The sequence below is a fragment of the Streptomyces spororaveus genome, from assembly GCF_016755875.1.
Lineage (GTDB): Bacteria > Actinomycetota > Actinomycetes > Streptomycetales > Streptomycetaceae > Streptomyces > Streptomyces spororaveus.
This window is the reverse complement of record NZ_BNED01000005.1, coordinates 1,388,806-1,412,333: the sequence shown is the minus strand read 5'-3', so window position 1 is coordinate 1,412,333 and position 23,528 is coordinate 1,388,806. Positions and strand designations below refer to the sequence as shown.

Genomic DNA, 23,528 nt, shown 5'->3' with positions numbered 1-23,528 from the left:
CCGCTCAGCCGCGGCCGCTGTTGTTGCGCGCGGGCTGGACCGGACGCCACGGTGCGAACGCACTGGCCGCGCGCGGCAGGATGCCCGCCAGCTCGGGGCAGTGCCGCAGGATGACGCTCGTCATGCCGTTCCGTTCGACCCAGTCCATGCCGAGGGGCGTATAGACCTCGGGCCGGAAGTCGACCGTGAGGAAACGGTCGCTCTGCAGCCGCCGGCTGGCCATCAGGATGAACACCCGGAAGGCGGTGTCGCTGAAGCCGAAGCCCGTGGGCGGATTCTCGGCGAACAGCCCCACGACGGTGTCGATGTCGTCCACCGAGCGGTACACGTCCCGGAGCCGGGCGACCGTCCGCGGATCGGAGGAGAGGTCCTCGAACCGCCGGATCCGCGGCTTGTGCAGGCCCGCGCGGAAATCGTTGTAGCGCGGGACGCCGCGGCGCCGGGTGCGCACCAGGTCGACCACGGAGAGGTCGATCACCTCACCGTCCCGTTCGAAGGCCTGGAGCGTGCGCGGGAAGTTGTGGAGGGTGATCGCCCCCGGGTGGGCGATGCCCAGCGAGTACAGGGTGTTCACCAGGCCGGTCTTGCGGATGAGGGGCTCGGCGGCCGCGCCCTGGAGGTCGGTGAAGCTCAGGGTGTCGAGCCGGCGGCCGAACCGGTGGTCGGCGAGTTCGTAGTCGTCGGGGATCAGCGGGTGCATCCGGTAGACGGTGACGAACTCCTCCGTGAGGGAGTACGGGGCTCCGTGGTGGTCCGGCAGGGTCTTGGGGATGCCGTCGCGCCCGTTCGCCTCCAGCAGCCACACGCCCAGCTGGTCGAGCCACTTCTTCGGCGGCCCCTGCCAGTTGGTCTTCATGCCGATGTCGAGCGTCTCGGTGGCGAGGATCGCGGGGGTCCACTCGACCGTGTGGATCTTCGCGATCAGGGCGGAGACGACCAGCCGCGCCGTGTGGTAGACGCGGTCCTCGTCCATACGCGGATACTCGCGCCGCAGGGCTTCGCACACCGTGTTGTGCTCACGGGCGAACAGGGTGTGCATGGCGCTGAGGCCGAGCCACCAGTTGTCGGCGAACCCGGTGAGCGGGCCGCCGCCCGAGCCGTTCGGCAGGTGCCCGTCCTCCAGCCGGAGCGCGGCGCCGCCGCCGGCCTCCCGGAGCCGATCCGCGGTGAAGTGTTCACCGCCGTAGACCTCCGAGCCGTCCCACCAGTGCGAGACCTCGCTGGCGAACACGATCGGCGACCGCTCGCCGCCGGGTCCGCTCACCGGTTCGTCCGCACCGAAGCGCATCACCCTCTCCCGCGGTCCGCCCGGGGTGTTCTGCCAGGTCTCACCGGGCGGCAGCGGCACCTCCACGCTCTTGACACCGACCGGAAGCCTCCGGTGCTTGACCCAGTCGTGCACCTGGAACTGGATCCACGCCGCGGCGATGATGTTCAGCGACGTCGCGGGGATGAACGCGTCACGCTGGAGCAGTTCCCTGCTGACGGTGACGGGATTGGGCGTGTCGAACCGGTCCGGGCGGTAGACGGGCGGCATGGTGCGCCCGAAGGTCGCGCCGACGGCACCCATCCGCGGGGCCGACAGATCGTTGAACGTGCCGTCGTAACTGCGCCTGACCAGCAGCTCCCCACTGAGCGGACCGTCCACCGCCGGCTCGGCCCTGGGCGGGGCCTCGTGGGCTTCGGTGTCGATGAGGTTCTCCCGGCGCAACGTCTGCCGGAAGGCCATGAGGTTGAGCAGACCGAGCGGGGTGGGCAGCCGGTGCCAGGGGACGACGCGGTTCACGACGCGGAACGCGGCGCGGAGCGGTGCCCCGAGCACTGCGTTGCGCCGCGGTTCGACGGTCACGAAGCGGAGGCCCGCGCGGTGAGCGCTGCTCGCCTCGTAGGCGAGCTTGCGGGCACGGTTGAGGTTTCCCAGGGGGCGGAAGTCCTCCGTGGTGTGCCAGGGGTTGAACGCCAGCTGGTCGACCCGCGACGCGCAGGCACGTGCTTCGGCGGTGTCTACGTCCTGGCGCGGGACGACCAGTGTGGCCACCGGCACGACGGGGGCGTCCTCCTCCTTCCACTCGGCCGCGCCGTCCTCGACGGAGGTGCGCCGGGCGTCCACGTAGCGCTGGACGCAGAGCTCGAAGACGACGTCCGTCCGCCGCAGCCGCTGCGAGAGCTCACGCCGCAGGTGATCGGGATCAGAGGGCGCCGCCGCCGGGGCCGCCGGGGCGTCCGCGACGGGCCGCAGCTGATAGCGCACCGGCCCCGCGTCGCCCCACAGGATCGCGCCGCGACTCCAGTACGTCTCCAGCGCCAGGCTGGACACCGTGCGCCTGGTTCCCGCGACGACGTTGCGCCGCATGCGGACGGCCGTGGGCCAGCCGACCGCCAGGGGCAGCGTGACGAACAGCGCGATGCCCTTGCGGAGCCGTGTGTCGGCGCCCGCCATGGCCCGCGCGAAAGCGACGAACTCCCGGGCGTCGCGGGCATGGGAGACCGGGAAGCTGGTCATCAGCAGATCGTGGGTCTCGCCGGAGCCCACCTCGACCCGCAGCGCCGCCCCGCGCAGATCGGGCGCGGAGTCGGGCTGACGGACACCGCTGGCATTGGACAGCCGGACCGTGACGGGATACTCGGCTCCGGGGCTGGCGAAACCCGCGCGCAGGGCCTTGGGGAGGTCCTCGCGGAACGTCAGACGGGCGTTCTCCACACCGAGTACCGCCTTGGCGTGGAAGGTCCGTTCGAGCGTGGGGGAACCGCTGCGTTTCTTCACCTTGAGCTGCACCCGCAGGAGGTCCCCTGCGAGTCGCTGGAAGACCCGCCGTTCGGCCTCCGGGCTGCCGCCGACGTAGCGCTCGTACCGCTCGACCTCATCCATGCGCGCCTCTTCGCGAAGGGGGGCTTCCGTGCACTCCGTACGACGGTGCCCCACCCGTGCGACGGTGTCGCGTGCAGCGACGCAGACGGGTGAAGGAGCCGAAGGGGCCGAGGAGCCGGCGGAACTGAAGGAGCTCACCTGGGCCGTCAGGTTCGGTGCTTCCCGCCCGCCCCGGCCTTACCGGCCTTCCCGGCCTTCCCGGCCGCGGTGCCGAGGAAGTGGCCGAGCGCCCGGTAGGCGTCGAACTGGGCATGGTCGAACCATTGGTCGAACGTGGCCTGCCGGGGGAAGGCCTTCTCCTTGAGGGCGTAACTCAGCAGCTCGTAGGACATGTCCGGAGTCAGGTTCGCCTTGGCGAAGATGATCGTGCCCTCGTCGGAGGGGGGAGCGTCGGGGTCGAAGAGGACCGGCTCGGGATACTTGATCGTTCCCGTCACCACACAGCTCGCGGAGAACCGCGCGTTGAGGGCCGCCATCCCTTCCGTCGGCTTGAGCGGCGCGGCGCTGCCCGGCACCAGCTTGAGCACCTCCTCCTTCGGGAACTCGATGACCACCCCGAGGTCCTCGTAGGCGAGGGTCACGGCTTGGGCGAGGGTGGTGGCCAGCGGCGGCGTGTCCCCGCTGGAGTCGATGACGTAGATCGTCCGGCAGCGGAGCCGGAGCATCTCGACCAGCCCGAGGTTGTCGAAGTGCCCCCCGTCGGTGCACAGCAGCATCGGGCTGGTGTCCGAGTACCGGCCCACGAGCTCCTGCAACTGGTAGCGGAGCCGCCGCATCCTCGGCAGCCGGGGCATGGTCCAGTCGGGACCGTACTTCGCCAGCTCCGCGAGATAGGCGGGGTTCGGCACCCAGGTACCCAGACGCAGGTTGGACAGCGCGAGCAGCCGCTCGAAGAACATCGTCTGCGTACCCATGGCGGAGGCGAACGCCGCTCCGGACACCGCGACGGCGGACTGCACCGTGATGTCGCGCCTGATCAGCGGCCGGGCCGTCGCCTCCATCGTGGACGTGCGCACCCAGCCGGTATCGGGGCCGCCCACATAGTCGGAGGCGAAGGTGAAGGGGACCGCAGGCCGGCCGGGCGCGGTGCGGTTGCGCAGCGAGACGGCGGCGGAGGCGGCGAAGATGACCTGGGGGAAGCGGTCCACCTTCCGGGCATGGGTACTGAGGCTGGTCGGTTCGGCGTTGTAGTCGTACGGGAGGCCTCCGACCGAGCCGTCCTTCAGTACCGCGCGTCGCACGGCGAAGGCGCCGGCCAGTCTCTGCCGGTAGAAGGGGTGCAGGCTGAAGGTGGTCTGGTCGATGAGGAACGGCAGGACGAGCAGGGCGACCGGCAGGCCCCACTTCCACCACCAGTCCCACTCGCCCGCGTATACGGCGACCCAGGAGAGAAGCGCGAGACCGAAGAAGCCGAGCAGGAGCAGCACCAGCCAGCAGACGATCGCCTTCACCCAGCCGGTACTGCTCTGGACGGTGATCGACTTGCCGCTCTTGGAGAACATGCCCGCCGTGTCACCGTCCGGCTTGAGCTTCTTCACCGACTTGTGGGCCGCGGTGTACAGCGCGCCCAGCCATGTCGCCGCGGCCGTGAGCACAGCGAGCAGGGACACGCCCCGGCCGCCCTTGGGGAGGAGCGTCTGCGTGTCGGCCAGCCATACGAAGAACCAGATCACGGCAGGGAAGACCACGGTGTACGCGGCGACCGCCAGAGCCAGTGCCACGATCGTCTTGATGGTGCTCCGCACCCAGGCCGGGCGCGACTTCCCGGTGGACGCCCTGACGAGCGAGGCGACCAGGGTCACCACACCGGCGAGCGCGATGAGGGCGAGAACGGGAATCCGGACGTGGGCGTACGGCCTGAAGTCCGGGACCCGGCCATCAGGGTGCCGGAGGCTGTCGAGGTCGGTCAGAGGGACGAACGAGTAGAAGGCGTGCAGGTACATGCCCGCCACGGTGAAGATCAGCGCCAGCATCCCGAGGGAGACGAACATGCCGCGCAGCACGGTCCCCGCGGCCTGCAGCTTCTCCTTGGGGCTGTCCGCGAGGTACTTCGCGTGCCGGCGGACGTGGTCCTCTTCGGGGCTGCCGGGGGCGAACACGTCCTCGGGCGTGGCGAGATCGGCCCGCACGAAGGGCTTCCCCTTCTTGTCCCTGGGCTGTTCCGGGGTGAGTGCCAGCTGGAACGCTCCGGCCGTGAAACCGCCGCCCGACACGGACACCAGGTAGCGCGCTGCACGGACCACGCCCGCGTCCCGCAGCGCCTGGAGGGCGCCCAGGACGACCGAGGCGGAGCGGATCCCGCCGCCGGACGCGCAGATGCCGACCTCTGCCGGCTCCCGGCCGGGCAGTTGGAGCGCCCTGGTGTGCCAGCGGGCCTTCGCGCTGTCCTTCGGCCCGGGGCGCGCTGCGCCGTTCGGTGAGGGCGGCGTGTACGGGGCTGTCCAGTCCGCCAGGGGAGTGGCGGAGTGCGGTGCCGCGGGCGGGGCGATCACGTCCGGGTCGTCCCACCAGCTCTCGGACCCGTCGGCCAGCTTGTGCGCGCTGCGTACGACGGCACGCGGATGCGGCGGCTGCGGTCCCTGTACCTCGGCCCGGGGGCGCAGTACCAGGCGGAAGGCCAGGGTGGTGCCCGCCCACAGGGCCGCGGCGACCAGCGGGACGACGACCGTCCATTTGACCTGGGCGCAGTAGGCGGCCCAGGTGAAGGCCCAGTCCGGGTCGCCGTCGAGCCGCTCCAGCCCCAGGTACAGGAAGAGGTTCTCCGCGCAGTCCGCCACCAGCGGTACGGCGGTGATGGCCAGCGCACGGCGGGCCCACGTACGAGAGGCACTCCGGTAGAGGAAGAGGGTTCCGAAGCCGAACACGGCGGCCAGCGCCAACGTGTACCCCGGGACGAACATCTGCCAGTCGAGGAGGAGCCCGTCCTTGAAGAGCTCGGCCCTGTCACTGCCGTTGCCGCCGATGATCTCCAGCACGGCCTCGCGGATCGGGTCCTCGCCCGCGGCGAACTGCAGTTGAACCTCCGCCCCCGGATCAGGTTTGACCAGGGGCGGGGCCAGCCAGTACACCAGCATCAGGATGATTCCGATGATCAGACCGCCCCAGCAAAGCCAGGGGGCCCAGCTTGGAATCTGACGTCTCGGGGCGTACTCCTGAGGGTGCGTCATATGCCGAAGGTAGTGAAACCGCAGCCGCATCCCGGGGACGCGCGCACGCCGATCGTCCCTTTGGCCCGCCGCTGTACCCCACACGGCCCGGCGGGCGCGGGCGTCCGGGTCCGGGCCGGCAAGCGCTCGGCACGGGTCCGCACCGCGTCCCGGCGATGCCGGCCTCCTGCGCCGAGGGTTCCCGTCCTGCTGATCACAGCGCTACAGCCGAGGGGGTCAACCCGTCTGGTTCGGCGGGCCGTTGGCGTAGCGATTCGAACTGACCGCCTTCGACCCGATCCGGAGAACGGATGTCGGGAACAGCAGTAGCATGCATCACAGGAGCCGGGATCGACGGTGGGGGGTTCATGTCCGTACAACGGGCAACGGCCTGTGTCGTTTTCGATGTTGAGGGGCTGGGTGACGGACCACCGGCGCCCGACTGGACGGAGGGTCCCCTGCCGGTGCGCTTGGCCACCGGAGTGGCCGACCGGGAACGGCGGATGACGTACTTCGAGCCGCGCGTCGGAGAGTCCGTCTACGGGGCGACCGGACACCCCTCCCGCTGGCACCGTTGCGTTTCCCCTCTCCCCCATGCCCCCGCCGGGACGCCCGCCGCGCCTGTGGTGGAGGCGATGGAGATGCTGCGCCTGCCTCAGGTCCTGGCCTCGGACGCGCCCCGGCGGGCCGTCGTCGTCCTGCACATGCGGCTGTCCGGCGATCCGCTGAACGACCTTCCGCGGCTCCGCGACCTGACGGCCAAGCGCGCGGAGTACGCGGGACTGCTGCCCGCCGGGGTCCGGCTGCTCGAATCCGAGCGCAAGGCATGGGTCCTGTCGCACATCACGTTCGACGACGGAGCCTTACCCGAGGTGATGCCGCCGCCGTACACGGCGTGGGGCGCCCGTGACCAATGGCTGTGGCTGTCGGCGTCCGCTACGCCGGTCGTCCACTTCCCGCCCGATCCGGAGGACGACGGGCTGTTCGCCGGGAGGGTTCGGCTCTCCGCGGACTGGCAGGCGCTGGTGTTACGGGACGGCGCGGCCTTCATCGGCACCTCACCGGACTCGGGCGACGGCGCCGGCTTCCACCCCACGGCCGCGTCGCTCGTGCACACCATCTACCTCGACGCGTTCCTCCTCGGGCGCTGGCAGGTGCTGGGCGTCAACTTCCTGGCCAATTCCCTGGCCCGGCTGCCCGCGCGGCAGGCGGAGGCCCGCCGCCTGCTCGACCTGGAGCGCAAGCAGATCGAACTGCGGCGGGCGCTGTGGTCCTCACACATCACCGTGCACGGCAACGCCAACACGCTCCTGGAGCGCTTCCAGGAACAGCACCGGCTCCCCGGACTCCTCGCACAGGCCGGGACGGCGCTCGCCGACGCCGCCCGCTACGTGGAGACCGCCCGCGCCCGGCGCAGCGGCCTCGCCGTCGGGCTGCTGTCCACCATAGGACTGCCCTTCGCCGTCGCCTATGCGGCCGGGGCGCTGTGGGGGGAGCCCGGGCCGAAGACGCTGCTGTACAGCACGCTCGCGGCGCTCGCGATAACGGTCGTGCTGTTCCTCGCGATCCCCGCCGTACGCGGGCTCGCGTCCGCCGAACTTCGAAGGCCGGAGGTCTGATCTCCCGTGCTCGTCACGCTTTACCGTTCGGGACCGCTCAGGCAGCGGTTGGCCAAGGGGTACACGGTGATCGGACGGTCCCGTGACCGGGACCGGTACGGCCTGGAGACCCGGGCGGCGATCACGGCACGGCTGCTGGCCAAGCCGCCACGCCTCCCCGTCCTGCCCACCGGTGTGCCCTTGACCCTGCGTCCCGTCCCGCGGGCCGCGGCCGCGGTGTGGATCGACACGGGGCAGGTCGTCCTGCACGACCAGGCCATGCGCAGGGCCGTGGCCGGGGCGTTGGCCGAGGCCGTCGCCGTCCTGGCCGGAGAGACGCAGAAGGCCGGCGGTGTCCTGGTGCCGAGCGGATGGGTTCCGGGCGGAGGTGACGATCCGGCGGGAGGGCTGTGTGCGGACCTGCACTCCCTTGAAGTGGTCAGTGACGTGCAGCGCGAACTCCTCTGCAACCTGGTCCGCGAGTACTCGCCTTCCCTGATCTCCCTGACCGCACGCCAGCTCCACGGTCCCGCGTACGCCTCGGCCCGGGGCTCCGCCCGCCTCTCCCGGGCCACCGACCAGGTCGCGACGCGCTACATCGCCTCCTTCTCCCCCCAGCACCTCGACCGTGTGCGGGCGGGGCTGAAGCGCAACGAGCGGCTGGCCCGGCTTGAGGCGATGGACGTCAACCCGCTGGGTGAGGCCGGCCTGGCGGCGGAGGGCGACGTGGCCCTCCGCCTCTTCGACGCCCAGATGTCCGTCTCCTCGGCCATGACGCACGCGCTCGTCGTGCAGGCGATCGCGATGCGGGTCCGGGATCTGGAACGAGCGGGCCAGCGGGTGCGCTCCGTCCCGCAGCCCGTACTGGAGCGCAACCGCTCACGGGCGATCGCCCACGGTCTGGCGGCACAGTTCGACGTCGAGCAGCGGTCGTCGGCCGGCGGAGCGGCGAAGCCGAACGGTGCTCGGACGAGCACGACCACCACGGTCACGGCAGGGCAGGCGGCGTCGGCGATGCTCGCCGAACTCCTGCCGTACTTCCGCCAGCTCGACACGCACCCCCACGAGCTCTCCCAGATCTTCCTGGGTCTGGAACTCACCGCCGACGCGTCTTCCGACGGCTTCGTGCGCAACGAGAACGACCTCCTCGCCAGGTGGCACGAGCAGGACACCGGCCTGCTCGCGGCCGACCGGCTGGCGCAGGGGCTGAGGTCACCCGAGTGGCTGATCAAGGACCATGTCAGCGCCGCCAACCTGGAGCGTGCGGCGGGCAGTACCTCGGCCGCCCGCGTCTGGCTGGCCGGCCAGCTGGCCCCCGCACGGGCCGTACCGGACCGGCAGAACGCCACCGGGACGCCGGGGCAGCGCCGGCCGGCCGCGGCGGCCGGCCGCTCGGCACCCCGTTCGGACGGACGCCGCGGTCCCCACGCCGGTCTGTCCGCCGACCGGCTCCTCGACCTGGTCGCGGGTGCGGACAGGACACCCGCCGAGATCGTCGAGGCGCTGCGCGCGTACTGCCGCTCCGCCACCGAGGCCGACCTCACCCGGCCGTTGCGGCAGCGGGACCGGGAGGAGGCGAAGGCCCTGCGCCGTGTGCTGCGCCCGCGGCGCGCCCAGCAGGTGAGCTGCGACACCCCGTTGTCGTCGTGGGACGAACCCGCGGCCGGTCGTGCGCTGAACAGCGCGGGCGAGTCGGGTCTCGCGCTCCTGCACTGGGACGTGTCCGAAGCCGACCGTCCGCGGGTACGGGCGGGACTGCGGACTCTCGGCCGGCCGCCGGGCGGCGTCAGATCCGTCCTGCTCACCGACACCACGTACACCGGAAAGGCGAAGGAACGCCGCGGCACGGTGGAGCTCCTGCTGGTCGCACCGGCGGGAGACGACAGGACCGACGCCACCGAGGAGGCCACCCGATGACCACGGCACATGCCGCGGCCGCCGTGCCCGTCATGCTGGATCTGCGCGCCCACCGGAAGGTGCCCGGCTCGCCCGATGGCTACATGGCGTTGTGGGAGCTGCTGGAGCCCGTCCTGGTGACGCTCGACCCCCGGTCGGGACCACGGGTGCGGCTGGACCTCGGGGAGGAGGGAGAGGTCGGGGTCTGGTTCCTCAGCCCGGCCACGGCGCCCGTACCCTTCAGCGCGGCGACCCCCTTCGCCGTACGCGGAGTTCTGGAGCCGCCGAGGGTCAGGTACGTCTGCGACACGTGCCGGGCCTCCGGAACGACCACCTACGCCCCGTTCACCTGCACCGGCTGCGGCACCAAGGAGAGGCCCGGCCGGGTGTGCGACGCCCACGCGGTCTTCCTGGAAGGCAGCCTCCGGGCGTCCTGCGTCCGGCACGAACCCACCTGCCGGTGCGGCCGGCCGGGCCGCGGCTGGTGCGGGGGCCCGCGCTGCCGTTCGGGGCGGGCGTGGTGCGACGACCACCTCGTGCCGCACCCCGGGGACGCCTCGCTGGCCTACTGCGTGGACTGCCACGCCGACCGCTTCCCCGCCTGCGAACGGCCCGGTTGCCCGGCCACGGGTCACATCCGCTGCGAGCACCTCGGCCTGGACGACGCGCGCGCCTGCGGCCGTCGCGTCTGTGGCGAGCACGTCATGCGGTGGCAGATCTACGGAGCGCGGAGCAAGGGGCTCGCGCTGTGCGGCCGGCACCACAGGGACTTGCGCGGTTCCGCTCCCGAGGCCCTGGTCGCCCTCGTCGTGGCGGGTACCGTGGCGCGTTCCCAGGCTCGCCGTGGCAACCGGTCCGGCGGACGCAGGGCGGCGTTCCTGCCGCGGATCGGCATCGTCCGGCACATCTTCATCAACACCTGCCAGCGCGTCCTCGACATGGGGGCCGTCGACGCCCTGTTCGTACGGCTCCAGGACGATCTGCGGCGCCGCGGCGGCCGGGACGGCGGCAACCTCGTCCAGACGGCTCTGCGCCTGCTCGACGAACAGGCGGCGTCACGCCGCGAGGACGTGCAGCGGTTCCGCGACAGCCACGAAGAAGGACGGGGGCACTTCGCACGGCTGCGGACGCTGCTGCAGCAGTCCGGAAAGCACGAGCTCGCGGATGCCGTCACGTTCTCCGACTACAGGCGCAAGAGCAACATCCTCTTCGTACGGGTCCCCCAGGACATGCGCAGCCGGTTCATCGGCACCGGCGGCGCGGTGGTGCAGGAACTGCGGACGCGGCTCGGTATCAACATCCAATTGGAGCGGGAATGAGTCTCCCCGGTTTTGCGCCGGACAACACGCGGCTGATCACGGCCACCGGGCAGGGGCTCGTGGCAGGCAACCGGCTGGCCCTGTCCACGCGCCGGCTCCCGGCGGAGACCGCGGGTGTGCTCCTGGCGCGCGGCGTCGGCTCCGACCGGTCCGTGGCCGTACGGCTGGTCCCCGTCCCCCAGCTGCCCGAGGACGTACTGGTCGTTCCGGAACAGCTGGCCATGGAGTACGGGCTGGCGGAGGCGCCGTGGAAACTGAGGCCCGTGGAAGCGGCGGTGCCGGCGGCGGTGGAGCTGGAGTCACCGGCCGAACTCTCCCTGGACGAGGCGACCCGGCGCGTACAGAACTCGACGCTGCTGTCCGGCCACGTCTTCGTACACGGGGACGGTCAGGGACACGCGGACGAGTGGATCGACGTCGACGGGCACCCCTTCCGGGTGCGCTCCGTTGCCGACCGGTCCGGTCAGGCGCTGAACGGACTGGTCAGCATCGGCGCGCAGACGAAGATCAGCGTGTTCGCCCCGGGGGTGCGGAGCGCTGTCGACATCGTGGTGCTGGCCGACTGCAGCGGCTCCATGGGGGCCAACGACATCCCCGATGCGCGGGAAGGCTTCCGCATCCGCCGGGACCTCCGAGTGACCCGGATGGAAGCACTCAAGAGAGCCCTGCGCACCATGATCGACGCACGGGCCCAGGTGGACGGCCTGGTCACGCGGTTCGCCCTCGTGCGGTTCGACCTCACCACCCAGGTTCTCTTCCCCGGCCGGGACGGCATGGCCGAGGTGACGACCGCTCCCGGCGACCGGAGTCTGGAGCAGCTGCGCGGTGCCGTCACCCTGCTCAAACACGGTGACCAGCCCACCGACATCGGAAAGGCCCTGCACCGGGCCGGGGAGCTGCTCTACCGGCACGGCGTCCCCGACAACGACAAGCTCATCGTCCTCGTGAGCGACGGTGCGCACTGGGCGCCGATGAGCGAGGACCGAAGCGGCGAGTCGGTCGTCGGCACGGAAGACCCGGTGTCGACGATGGAGGAACTCCACACGGAGCTCGGCATCCGGCTCCACGCGGTGGGGATCAGCGACCAGACGCTCTTCGGCCGGTGGTGGGAGGACTACTGCAAGCAGCAGAAGGTACGTGCCGAGCCGCCCCTGCACCTGGTCCCCAACCACGAACTGCTCCAGCAGCTGGCCGACGTCGCGGGCGGCGACCGGCACCGCATCGGCGGGGTGGACGTGCTGGAGGAGTACTTCGCGGAGCTGGGCAGCGGCGTCGTCAGGTCTGTCGGCTCCCCGGCGCAGAGACGGCTGCCCGCGCTGCAGCTCGACCCCGGCGCCGTCGCCGCCGTGCCCGGCCGGCCGATGGTCGACCCCTCCCGGCGCGAGCGCTGGGAGGCGCGGGTGGAGACCGTCCTCGGGCTCTACTCGGAGATCTGCGCGGCATCGGTGCCCCGGCTCGGTTACGCGCTGTTCGACGCGGCGCCGCCGGTCGATCTGCAGCGGCTGCGCCGGATCACCGTGAGCCACATGGACTTCACCGCTTGGCTGGCGGCCGCCGACAAGGTGTTCCACGAACGCCTCCACACATCCGTCCGTTTCCCCAAGCAGGACCCGAAGTACGTGGCGAAACTCCCCTTGCCCGCCCTCGCGGAGCCGTTGTGGGACGGGCGGTTGGGAGAAGTGCACGGACTGCGCAACTTCTTCCTCCACAACCCGGAACACGAGAAGCGGACGGAGGAGAAGAACCGCCAGGTCGGAGAAGTGCTCTTGAAGCACACGGGGATGTACGCGGTGGGCGAGGAGGACGCCGAGGGCTGGCAGAGGCTGCAGGGAGGCCTCCTCGGCAACCTGGAGGGGATGCTGAGCGAAGTCCTCGAACTGCTGGTCTCCCCGCCGCCCGGCCAGGGGGAGCGCGCACCCGCCCCCGTCGGGTCGGCCGCCCCTGGCGCCCCTGCATCGTCCGCGCCGCCGGTCGTACTCGGTGTCGTACAGCAGGGCTGGTGACGTGACCGACCGCCACCGGTCGAGCGGACCTGCCTAGGCTCGCTGCCGGAACAGCGCCACGACCCAGTGCAGGAGCCGCCACCACGTCGACCGTCCGTCTCCCGCGCCGAGCACGGGAGACGTCGCGGCGGTCTCCCGCTGTGCCCGCTCCGTCCTCCGCAGCCGCCTGGCGCGGTGCAACTCCCTCTCCGCCGCCACCTTGTACGAGGTGTACTGCAGGACTCGGGCCACCGCCTCGTCCATCCGGGCGGTCGTGTGACCGTACGGAAGGACGGCGGTCGCGGAGCGGAGCAGCTCGGCGTCCCCGCTCCGCTGTCTCCGCCGCAGCTGCCGGAGGACGTCCGGCAGGCGTCCGGGGCGCCCTTCCACGGCGGCGAAGAGCACCGCGACGGCGCAGTACTCCAGGCTGCGCACGCGGAGATGGTCGTAGAGGTCCAGCGCTCCGTCGAGGTCTTCGGCGGCCTGGTGGACGGTCGATACGAGCAGTTGGCGGTCCGGCCGGGCCCGGAGGTGCTTCATGACCTTCGCGGTCCGCGCGGGCCCGCTCCTGAAGAGCCGCGAGATGTCACGCCGCAGCAGTTGCCGGTCCCCCTCCCGCATGACGCTCCGCAGGTGCTCCGCCTGGTCGATGGCCGAGCCCGGGAGGGGTGTGCGAGCGACGGGCACGCTCGAAGGTGCCTTGGGTGCGCGCGGGCGCGGAGTCTCCTTCTTCGGGCGGACGCCTTCCGTCTGTTTCTGGAGTGGTCTGCCCGGTCGGAGCGGCTTCTCCTGCGGGGGCCGGATCCGCTGCGGCGCCGGCACCTCGGTACGGGGCCGGGGGCCCGGCGACGCGGGGGTGGCGGGCGAGCCGCCGCCCGACGGCGTGGCCCCACGCTCGACGGGCAGGACGATTCTGTCCACCGGGTGCTGCGTTCCGGACTTCCGCGGCTTTCGCGCCATGAAGCCTCGTCCTTCCCGTTCCGTTCCGAAGGTCGCCGCCGTGCACCCCTCATGATGCCCAAGAGAGCCCCCGGGTGAGGTGGGGTTGCTCCCACGGTGCGGCGCCGGCTGTCGTGTCTCCGTCCATCAAGACGGCTCCGCGGTGGCCGTTCCGTCTCCGGCGAAGCCCGTCAGCCCGGCGGCGGTTCGGGCGAGGACGAGCCGAAACCACGGATGGTGCTCGGGCTGGACGTGGAACCACGGCTCGGGCGCTGGAGGGTCGTCGCCCGCGTGGGGCCGCCGGATTCCCGGGTAGATGTTCTCGTCGTCGACGGGTTGATCGAGGTGGTCGCCGGGGGTGTCCGGCGAGCCGCTCAGCCGACTGCCTTCGCTCCGGTGGGCACCCAGACCGCCAGAGTGCGCAAGCGGTCAGCGTGAGTCCTGAAAGACCCGGGGACAGCTGACCGGGCTTGCGGATCGTTGTAGGCTCCGGGCATCGCCCTTGACCTGCAATCGCGCAGGCAGGGAGCAGGCAATCCGGGAGTCTTCCGATGCTTCGTACCATGTTCAGGTCCAACGCCCGACATCTGGACATCTTTGCAGGACAGAGTTGTTATGGGCGGCCGAGGTCAGCGAACACTCAGCATGAGATCGGAACCGTTCCGACGGCGCTGACCTCGGGGGCGTGACAGATTGGGGTCGGCCCAGCGACCGCCGCCAGCCGGCTTCTGAAGCCCCCACTCATGAGCGACAGCCCGCCCGGCACTACTCAGCAGGCGGCTCGGACTCGGAATGACATTGAGGGGGCTCCCGGCGGTCTCCCTGACGCGCCTTCGGCTGCGCCGAGCGAAGATTGGCGGTCCCTTCCTTTCCGCAGGTCCGCAATGTGGGAACCATGTAGTTTGCCTATCAAGCAAGAGCCTTCGGCAGTAGTGTTCTTGAAGCTTTAGCTTGAGCTTCAAGCGCAGTGGATGAGGTGCGCCCCTTGCGGCTGGACCGGTGCGGGCGGCAGTTGAGGGTGCCGCCGACTTCGCATGCACAGCCGCACACTGGATGCGGCCGTGCGTGGGGATCTGGAAAGGCTAGATGGGGACTGCATACAAGCAGTGGCACGAGGTGCTCTCTGCAGAGTTCTTCGGTGCGGGGTATGCGCTGCAGAGCACCGTGCTGTACATCGACGACGAGGCCGAACGGGAACTGGCCGAGAGTTACAGCATTGACATGGGGCTCGCCCAAGCCGTCGCTGACGAGCTGAATTGGACTGACCCAGAGAGACCTCTGTTCAGCCGCATCCAGCGGAGGTGCGAGATCTGGGCGCGCAGCGGGGCCATGGGCCCGCCGCCGAGCTTGCCAGTGCTGGCTCTGTCCGTGCTGGCGGCTACCCGGATGGCCTCGTCCGACGGCATGTTGAAGACCAACTTCTACGGACGGTGGATCCAGCTGTTCAGCGAGCAGCGCTCCACCTTCCGGGCGAACAAGCTGGAGCACGCGTTCCAGGACGTCGCGGTGATGTGGGAGGCGCTCGACAACTGGTTGGAAAAGACTGGTGGTCTGTACGGTGCCAGCACGGTCAGCACCGACGAGTTCTACTGGAAGATCGGGTATCCGATTTCGCAGGCGCTGGTCCGGGGTTCGGATCGGCACGCCCTCACGCGCTTCTTCGCCGCCACCCGTTTGCGGCCGCACAACCTCGACGATCTCTCCAGCCGAGAGCTGCTGCGGCGGCTGCGCTTGTGGACGACAGGCCGGGATCGGCGACTCTCGCCACGACTCATGGAGGAGTTGGCGGGTGCTGCCGATGTGGACAATACGCTGATCGCTGATCTGATTAAGCGTCTCGCCCACGACTGGGACGGCACCCTGCACGAGCCGGAGCGCGAGCGTCGGCGGCGAGGTGTCGGGCTTCGCCTCATGGTTGCAGACCGCGGCAGGCGGTTGGAATGGCTCGCCGAGGTGTGCGAAGGCATCAGCGAGACCAGCGTGGCTGTGGCGGGCGGCCGTATGCTCATGCTGTGTGAGGACTACGGTCACGTCTACAGAGGGCTGGAATCTCTGCAGCCATCGTGGCAGCAACTCGACCATGGCCTGCGCCTGGAGGGTGAGGACCTGGTCCTCGAGTGGGGGCCGCGGGAAGTGGTGCTGCTGCGGATGCACCCCCACCTGGGGGAGTGGGTGAGTACGGAGTACTTCGAGCCCGGAGAGGAGCACTGGATCCTGGCCGCCGATCCCACGGTCGGCGCAGTGCGCTCCATGGTCAGTGCCCTCGTGGGCCGCACCGTCCGCGAAGCACCCGCACCCGTACCGGGCTGGAAGCTGTTCAAAGGTGTGCGTGCCCTCAACGGGCTTGCTTTTGCCCGCACCCTCGACGAGGGCGGAGAACACGCACACGTACTCGAACCACAGCTCCGACAACACGCCGTGCTGTCCGGTGGACTGCGTATCGCTCCCGAATTCCGGATTGGTGGAGCAGTAGCAGGCCATTTCCTGCGCGGCGGCGCCCCCGACCTCCTGCTGCCAGCCAGTGCTTCCCCTGACGGCCGTGTAGAGGTAGTCCTCGACGGTTACCGCGAGAAGCTCCGCGCCGACCCCCGGGTGCCCTTCCCGCTATGCGTCATTCCGCTGGATGAGGGTGAGCACCGCGTAGGTACGGATCAGAGCAGCCAGCTCTTCACCCTGCACGACGGGCTGAACGAAGGGCTGCCCCCCGGCAGTGGCACGCTCGGATATGCCTGCCAAGGCACTGCGCAGCCTGAACTGCGCAATGCAGAGAATCTGGAGGCAGTCATCCGCGGGGCTGAGGTGCCCGGTGGCATCCGCCTCCCGAGGAGCGTGCTGGTGCGTTCGAACGTTCTGGAAGCGGTGCTCATCGACCCCGGGGGCGGCGTACGCCAGGTCAGGCAGCAGACGGTTCCGGAGTGGATGGTCTCACGCCTGCCCGAGGACGCCTGCGGACCCGGTCTTGAGGTCGATGTGCCGGACGGCTATGTCTGGCTGGTGTACCGGACGCCGACCCGGTGGTCGGTCAGGACGCTGGCGGTAGCGTCGGACATACCCGTTCCCACGCCGGAGCCGGATGACTTCGCCTGGGCGTATGCCGTCCTTAGAGCGGCCGACCGGTGCCGGACTGCCGTATGGCTCGAGTACGTAGCGGCGGCAGAGGCGATTGCCGGGAGGCGGGAAGCGCGATGACCGATACGGGAAGCTTGCTGCTGCGATGGGTGAGCGAGCAAGGAGCCGGTTCGCTGTCCGACGTCAAGCAGGGGATGTGGTGGCTGGCGGCCAAGCACGGCCCGGACATCGAGCCCGGCGCCCCGGGCCGATGGCTGCGAGACGCCGTCTCCCTGGCCTACATGGACATCGACTGGCGCAACCGGCGCTGGTGCGCGGCCCCGCCCGTCCTGACCCGCCTGCCGAAGGCCAGGGGACTGGCGGTTCTTACCGGGAGCCGGACGGCAGCATTCGACGCCCGTCTGGCACGAGCGGTACAGGGCGGCTTGCTGGAACTGCTGCGAGTGCCCAGTGACCGCCCGGCAAGGGACATCCCCCTGCCTCATTCGCTGATCATCCAGTTCGACAACGAAGAGGGGCTCGCCAGCTGGGCGGCTGAGCTCGGTGCGGCGTACACGCCGTGCTTTGCATTGCAAGGAGCCCGGCTCCTGCCGCCGTTGAGACCCGGAGCTCTGACCTCCGCACCGGAGTTCGGGAAGCCGCTGGAACAGTACGACCTCGACAGCCGCGAATACCGGCCCGTCCCGCGGCCCCAGGGCGAGGGGCTGTACCGGCTCAAGCGGCGGGACAGCAAGCGCGTATGCCAGGTCCTGCGTGCCGGCGAGTGGCACGAGACCAGCCACGAGCAAGGGGTGTACCTAGTGCTGGAATCCCGGGGCCGTGCGGCGGACGTACTGCGCTGGCTGCCTGAGAAGTACTGCGGGCGCGAAAGGTTTGGGACCCTGTACGTCGACTACGGATATCCCCTGCCTGACCTGCAGCGGCGGGTGGCCGTTATGTGCTGCGGTCTAGCTCCCCGCATCAACACGCAGGCGGAGAACCTTGCCTACGACAACGTGCCGTACGCCGTAGCCGCCAAGATCGCAGAATCACTCGGACAGCACCTGGGGGAGAAGGCAGATGACTGACACCGGCGCGCAGCAGCTCGGCATCGCCAGCCAGGACGTGGACATCCTTGCCTCGTTCGACCACCTGAAGGATGCGCTTTTCCGCTACTACAACACGCCGTTCGGGCTGGCTGACGAGAACCTCGAACGAGAGCGGCAGGACCTGTTCGATACGGATGGCGGAGCGTGGCGGCGCCCTTTGCTGGAGGTTCGCCCGCGGTACGTCCAGATGGAGGCGGGTATCGATGCGTCGGTGAAGGCAGCAGGGGCCCACCCCGATCTGGCGGAACTGGTGCAACTTGGACTGCTGCAGGGCGTCCCCTCCCTGTACGAGCACCAGCACCGGGCCCTGGCCGCTGCCGTCCGGGACGGGCGCGACGTTGTTGTCACGGCCGGCACGGGCTCCGGTAAGACGGAGTCGTTCATGCTGCCCATCCTGGCCGACCTCGTCCGGGAGTCCGCTTCCTGGCGTGCCGCCGCGCTTCCATCCAACCGCTGGTGGTCCTCTCCCGACGGCGGATACCAGCCCCAGCGGGCAGGTGAAACTGGGCGCCACGCGGCCGTACGCGCTTTGGTCCTGTACCCCATGAACGCGCTCGTCGACGACCAGATGATGCGCCTGCGCAAGGCGCTCGACAGCGACGGCGTAAGGGAGTGGCTCACCCGGTCGCGGCCCGGGCACCGCTTCTACTTCGGCCGCTATACGGGTGCCACTCCCGTCCCGGGTGAGGTCGCTTCGCCCAACGGTGTGCAGACGCTTCGGAAGGAGTTCACGGCCACCGAAGAGCGCTCCCGACAGGCGCAGAAGGCTGGTGGAGAGGGCCGCTACTTCATCCCCCGGCTGGACGGGGGAGAGATGCGCAGCCGCTGGGACATGATCCAGGCCCCACCCGACATCATGATCACGAACTACAGCATGCTCAATGTCATGCTGATGCGCGAGCGCGAGTCAGCCATCTTCGACAAGACGCGCCGCTGGCTGGAGGAGGTGCCCGAAGCCCGCTTCACGCTGGTCGTCGACGAGCTCCACATGTACCGCGGAACGGCCGGCACCGAGATTGCCTACCTCCTGCGCAATCTGCGCCACCGCCTCGGCCTGGACCGTCACCCCGAGAAGTTCCGCATCCTCGCCGCGTCGGCCTCCCTCGAAGCACCCCGCGACCTGGATTTCCTGCAGGAATTCTTCGGCGTAGACCGTGACCGCTTCGAGGTGCTCGGCGGCCAACTCGTGCTGCCTGCACACACCCGTACCGACATATCAGAGCATGCCGAGGCGTACGCCGCCCTGGGCCCGGACGCCGAACCCGTGCAGGCCGACCGGCTCCTTACCGCCACAGGAGCCAGCGACGCGTTCGTCAACGCACTGCGCGACGGTGACCGGCTCATCGCCGATTTCGACACCGCAGTCGCCTCCCGGCTCTTTCCTGCCACCGCCGCAGGGGTGCGGGACAAGGCGCTGCGCGGGGTCCTCACCGCTCTGCGCCGCTCTGCGAATTCCCGTACTCCCAAGCTGCGTGGACACTTGTTCTTCCGCAACATTCCCGGAGTCTGGGCCTGCTCAGACCCACAGTGCCCCGATGCTGAACGCCCGGAAGGTGTGGACAGGACCGTCGGCAAGCTCTACTCCCGCCCCACGTCGCGCTGCAGCTGCAACGCACGCGTCCTGGAACTCCTCTACTGCCAGAGCTGCGGAGACGTATTCCTCGGTGGTTACGCACCGGGTACGGCGTTCCATAACGGTGCAGGGCGCCCGTTCGACGCTGGCCTGCTGGCGGACCTGCCCGACCTGGATTCTCTGCCCGACGCCGCCGCCAACGGACCTGACGCATCCAACTATGTTGTCTACTGGCCGCGCAAGGACGACCCGGTGGTGGAGAGGCTGGAGTGGGACTCCAGCTCCGACAAGGGCACCATGAGCGCCAGCTTCGCGTTCAAGCGCAGTGCCTACGACCCCCGTACGGGCGGCCTGCGCAACCAGCGTGACCACACCGGATGGTCCTTCCACACGAGCGTTCCGAAGTCCAGAAAGGTTAAGTCCCGGTTCAAGGCGGAACACCTGCCAGCCGCTCCCACCCAGTGCCCGAACTGCGGCGACGACTGGGAGCTCAAGCAGGTCGGAACCGAACGGCTCAGTCTCAGCGACCCGCGTCGCATGCGTACTCCGGTCAGGTCCATGCGCACCGGTTTCGAAAAGGTGAACCAGGTACTGACCACTGGGATCCTCTCGCTCCTGCCGAACCGGCAGGCAGTGGTGTTCTCTGACAGCCGGCAGGACGCGGCGAAGCTGTCCGCGGGCTTGGGTCTGCGCCACTACCAGGATCTTCTGCGCCTGTTGCTCGCCAAGGAGGTCGAAGGGCAGGGCGATCCGGTCGCCGACCTCGCAGCCGTCTCGGGTTTCTACCGCAAGTCCCCTGACAACCTGGTGGACAAGGAGACCGCCAAGGCCGCCCGCGACCGGCTCCGTGCCCGCGAACCGGAGGCCTACGAGGCCTGGGCGCAATTCCAGAAGGCATCCGAAGGGCTGGACGACCTTGACGACGACCTGCCCGACCCGGTGCAGGAGGCTGTGCTCTACAACCGCCTGAGCCGCGTGCCGAGCCTCGACAGCCACGGCGCCGTCGTCGCGGAGCGGCTGGTCGAGCTCGGCATCAACCCCGGCGGCCCGAAGGCATCCCTGCAGCAGACGGCGTACGTGAGGGGTGGCCAGCCGCAGCCCTGGACCTCTCTCTACCAATGGCCCGAGGCCAAGGGCGGCAAGGTCCGTGACGCATCCAGTCTGATCCTGAGCGAACCGCAGGAGCAGCTCCGTCAGGACATCCGTGAAGCCCGCACCAGCGAGCTGCTCAGTGGTCTGTTCGGCAGTGCTGGACGCGACTTCGAGTCCCTCGGCTTGGGGTGGCTCACCCTTGTCGACGATCAGGCACCCCTCGAAGCCGAGTGGGCATCCGATGCCGCGCTCGCCCGGGCCAGCCTGCGGGTGCTCGGCCACATGCGCCGCTTCGCAGGACTGCGTAGCCCGGCTGACGAGCCGCCCAAGAGACTCCGGGAGTTCTGGGCCAGCACAGCCGACCACCTGGGGCACGACAAGGACGACCTCCGCAGGACTGTCGAGCGGATCTGGGGAGATGCGGTCAGGCAGTACGTCATCCAGCCCGGACACGTCGCCTTGCGCCGGGGCCGTGCGGTGTCCTGGACGTGCTCCGTCTGCCGACTCCGGCACCTCCACCCGGGTGTCGGAGTCTGTACGAAGTGCCGACGGCCCCTTTCGGCTGCGTCCGAACCGTTCGAGGGCACGGACGCCGACTACTACGCGTGGATGGCGCGCAGGCAGTTCGGCTACTTCCGCCTCAACGCCGCGGAACTCACCGGCCAGACTGACCGCCTGGACGCTCAGGCCCGCCAGGCGCGCTTCCAGGGCATATTCCTCGACGGCAAGGAGCACGAGCTGCCCGACACCCTCGACGTCCTCTCCGTCACCACCACGATGGAGGCAGGCGTCGACATCGGCCCGCTGTCCGCTGTCCTGATGGCTAACATGCCGCCGACCAGGTTCAACTACCAGCAGAGGGTCGGCCGGGCGGGCAGGCGTACATCGCCGGTCGCGCTCGCGCTCACAGTGTGCCGCGGACGCAGCCACGACGAGTACTACTTCCAAGACCCCAAGCGCATCACCAACGACCCGACCCCGCCGCCCTACCTGTCCACTGATATGAAGGACATCTACCAGCGTGTTCTGGCCGCGGAGGTGCTGCGCAGGGCGATGGGTGCAGTGCAGGGCGCGGCGGGGGAGGGTGCACGGACCGACCCGACCCGCAACGTCCACGGTCAGTTCGGCCGCACCGCGGACTGGCCAGCGGTGAGTGAAGCGGTGGGCCTCTGGATCAAGTCGCACGAGTCCGGCGTTCTCGCCCTCGCTGAAGCACTCGCCGACCGAACTCGCGGCACCTGGCTGCCGGCTCAGGCAGCGACGTGGGTCATCGAGGAGCTCGTCAACCACGTCACCGAGATCGCAGACGAGCCCCGCGGCCATCACGAGCTGAGCCAGAGGCTGGCGGAGTCCGGACTCCTTCCGATGTTCGGGTTCCCCACCTCAGCCCGTTACCTGTACACCAAGCGCCCCTCTGGCTCTTACCCGTGGCCTCCAAGAGGAGTAGTCGACCGGTCCTTGGACATCGCCGTCTCGCAGTTCGCGCCTGGCGCCGAAACGGTCAAGGACGGGCAAGTCCACACAGCGGCCGGAGTCGTTGCATTCGAGCCGACCGGCCGAGTCCCCCGGACCGTCGGCGAGCCACTCGGAGAGCCAGTCCTCATCGGTATCTGCCGCGCATGCGGCCACCTGGCCGAGAACGTGCAGGCGGCACCTGTGGAGGAAGACACGCCGCCGCAGCCCTGCCGCGCCTGTGGAACCACTGACGGGTCCTATCGCGAAATTGAGCTGCGTGAGCCGGCCGGTTTCTACTCGGCGGGGAAAGCCCGGGACTTCGACGGCAACTTCGCCTGGCGGGCCAGGTCGCTCGCCCCGCGCACTGCTGCGGATCTCGAGCAGGGCGCGCCTCAGAGGATCGCTACCCCGGGCTTGGTCGTTCACTCCGGCAAGGGAGAGCGGTACGCGGTCAACGACAACGGCGGCCGGCTCTTCCACTTCTCGAAGGTGCGTCCGACCGCGCACTGGGCAGGTGCCTACCTGGAAGCCCATGCGGCAGAGCTGTTTCCCTGGTTGGCGAGGGACACAGACGGCGAAGAGCCGCTTGTCACCGCCATCGGCGCCACCCAGCACACGGATCTGTTCCTCCTCGGACCGAACGCAGGTGAGATCCCGAGCCTCGGGTTGCGCCTCAACCTCACTGCTGTCTCGCAGAGCACTGGCTTCCCGGACGACCGTTCGGGCAGGCGGGCGGCTTGGTACTCGCTGGCAGCGCTGCTGCGAACAGCTGCTGGTTCCCTCTTGCAGGTGCAGCCCAACGAGATCGCATCCGGCATCTACGGCGCTGGTGCGGGCAACAGTCAGGCGCGTACCTTCGCTTTCCTCTCTGACACGTTGGACAATGGCGCTGGCTACTGCACCCATCTCGCCGAACCGGACGTGTTCGAGAAGCTCATGACGACTGCAGGGCAGATGCTGAAGGCCTTCGCTGCAGGAGCGCACGGGCGAGACTGCCGTGGTTCGTGCTACCAGTGCCTGCGCGACTATACGAACATGGCGTACCACAGTTTGCTGGACTGGCGGCTGGCCGGTGAGCTCCTGGAAGTTCTCCAGGGTTCAGGCGCCGCGAGCGGCCGACGAGGCCGCCATGCCGCAGGGCTGCTGCGGAACTGGGCGTCTGACCTCCCGCCCGGTGACGCGGAGTTCGTGGATGACCTGGGTGGCACTGGGCCAGCGGTCCTGTTCGAGGATCGAGTCTGGGTCGCCGCCAAGAGCCCGTTCGAGGCCGCCGACAGTCTGCTGCACTCTCCTCGCATCAGCACCGTGCGCGACGCTGCTGTAGCTGACGACCGAGGTGTCCACGAGGTGGCTTTCGTGGACGACTTCCTTCTCGACAGAGCCCCGGCCCGGGTGACGGTCATGCTTGCTGAATTCGACGGTCTGTAGAAACCTGCCCCTTGCGGCTCCAGGAGCCGGAAGGGGCATTGCACAAGCAGAGGCAACGCCGCACGTACCTGCCC

The 23,528-nt window shown here is 69.6% G+C and carries 10 protein-coding genes; 7 read left to right on the top strand and 3 right to left on the bottom strand.

Going from position 1 to position 23,528, the window contains the following annotated elements:
- Positions 1 to 4 precede the first annotated feature (4 nt).
- Both Sspor_RS09205 and Sspor_RS09200 read right to left on the bottom strand, forming a co-directional pair.
- Entirely contained in the window at positions 5 to 2,869 is a 2,865-nt protein-coding gene (locus Sspor_RS09205) for a peroxidase family protein (protein WP_202198596.1), read from the bottom strand.
- Between the two features lie 146 nt (positions 2,870 to 3,015).
- Positions 3,016 to 6,036: a hypothetical protein gene (locus tag Sspor_RS09200; protein WP_202198595.1), complete on the bottom strand. Its 3,021-nt coding sequence runs from the start codon at positions 6,034 to 6,036 to the stop codon at positions 3,016 to 3,018.
- Positions 6,037 to 6,650: 614 nt separating this feature from the next.
- Here Sspor_RS09200 and Sspor_RS09195 point away from each other — a divergent pair.
- The 4 genes from Sspor_RS09195 (at position 6,651) to Sspor_RS09180 (ending at position 12,831) form a co-directional block, all read left to right on the top strand.
- A complete protein-coding gene (locus Sspor_RS09195) occupies positions 6,651 to 7,634 on the top strand; it encodes a hypothetical protein (RefSeq protein WP_237403770.1) in 984 nt (327 codons plus the stop codon).
- Between the two features lie 66 nt (positions 7,635 to 7,700).
- A complete protein-coding gene (locus Sspor_RS09190; RefSeq protein ID WP_237403769.1) occupies positions 7,701 to 9,530 on the top strand; it encodes a hypothetical protein in 1,830 nt (609 codons plus the stop codon).
- Entirely contained in the window at positions 9,527 to 10,828 is a 1,302-nt protein-coding gene (locus tag Sspor_RS09185) for a KH domain-containing protein (RefSeq protein WP_202198592.1), read from the top strand. Before Sspor_RS09190 ends, Sspor_RS09185 begins: the two co-directional genes overlap by 4 nt.
- The gene (locus Sspor_RS09180) at positions 10,825 to 12,831 is read left to right on the top strand and encodes a vWA domain-containing protein (RefSeq protein ID WP_202198591.1); all 2,007 of its coding nucleotides are present in this window, start codon (positions 10,825 to 10,827) and stop codon (positions 12,829 to 12,831) included. The genes Sspor_RS09185 and Sspor_RS09180 overlap by 4 nt, the downstream gene beginning before the upstream one ends.
- 33 nt (positions 12,832 to 12,864) lie before the next feature.
- Here Sspor_RS09180 and Sspor_RS09175 read toward each other — a convergent pair whose 3' ends face one another.
- Positions 12,865 to 13,497 (bottom strand): hypothetical protein, encoded by a 633-nt coding sequence (locus Sspor_RS09175; protein ID WP_202198590.1) that lies wholly within the window; start codon positions 13,495 to 13,497, stop codon positions 12,865 to 12,867.
- Between the two features lie 1,338 nt (positions 13,498 to 14,835).
- Here Sspor_RS09175 and Sspor_RS09170 point away from each other — a divergent pair.
- From Sspor_RS09170 to Sspor_RS09160, 3 genes are read left to right on the top strand one after another with little or no spacing between them, the layout of a single operon-like run.
- The gene (locus tag Sspor_RS09170; RefSeq protein ID WP_202198589.1) at positions 14,836 to 16,938 is read left to right on the top strand and encodes a hypothetical protein; all 2,103 of its coding nucleotides are present in this window, start codon (positions 14,836 to 14,838) and stop codon (positions 16,936 to 16,938) included.
- Positions 16,935 to 17,885: a hypothetical protein gene (locus tag Sspor_RS09165; RefSeq protein WP_202198588.1), complete on the top strand. Its 951-nt coding sequence runs from the start codon at positions 16,935 to 16,937 to the stop codon at positions 17,883 to 17,885. Before Sspor_RS09170 ends, Sspor_RS09165 begins: the two co-directional genes overlap by 4 nt.
- Positions 17,878 to 23,454 (top strand): DEAD/DEAH box helicase, encoded by a 5,577-nt coding sequence (locus tag Sspor_RS09160; RefSeq protein ID WP_202198587.1) that lies wholly within the window; start codon positions 17,878 to 17,880, stop codon positions 23,452 to 23,454. The genes Sspor_RS09165 and Sspor_RS09160 overlap by 8 nt, the downstream gene beginning before the upstream one ends.
- The last annotated feature ends 74 nt before the right edge of the window (positions 23,455 to 23,528 follow it).

What these genes read in the sequence shown, in the direction of transcription:
- Sspor_RS09195 (WP_237403770.1), top strand. Translation starts at nt 6,651, where the DNA reads ATGGAGATGCTGCGCCTGCCTCAGGTCCTGGCCTCGGACGCGCCCCGG.
- Sspor_RS09180 (WP_202198591.1), top strand. Translation starts at nt 10,825, where the DNA reads ATGAGTCTCCCCGGTTTTGCGCCGGACAACACGCGGCTGATCACGGCC.
- Sspor_RS09200 (WP_202198595.1), bottom strand. Translation starts at nt 6,036, where the DNA reads ATGACGCACCCTCAGGAGTACGCCCCGAGACGTCAGATTCCAAGCTGG.
- Sspor_RS09165 (WP_202198588.1), top strand. Translation starts at nt 16,935, where the DNA reads ATGACCGATACGGGAAGCTTGCTGCTGCGATGGGTGAGCGAGCAAGGA.
- Sspor_RS09160 (WP_202198587.1), top strand. Translation starts at nt 17,878, where the DNA reads ATGACTGACACCGGCGCGCAGCAGCTCGGCATCGCCAGCCAGGACGTG.
- Sspor_RS09205 (WP_202198596.1), bottom strand. Translation starts at nt 2,869, where the DNA reads ATGGATGAGGTCGAGCGGTACGAGCGCTACGTCGGCGGCAGCCCGGAG.
- Sspor_RS09170 (WP_202198589.1), top strand. Translation starts at nt 14,836, where the DNA reads ATGGGGACTGCATACAAGCAGTGGCACGAGGTGCTCTCTGCAGAGTTC.
- Sspor_RS09185 (WP_202198592.1), top strand. Translation starts at nt 9,527, where the DNA reads ATGACCACGGCACATGCCGCGGCCGCCGTGCCCGTCATGCTGGATCTG.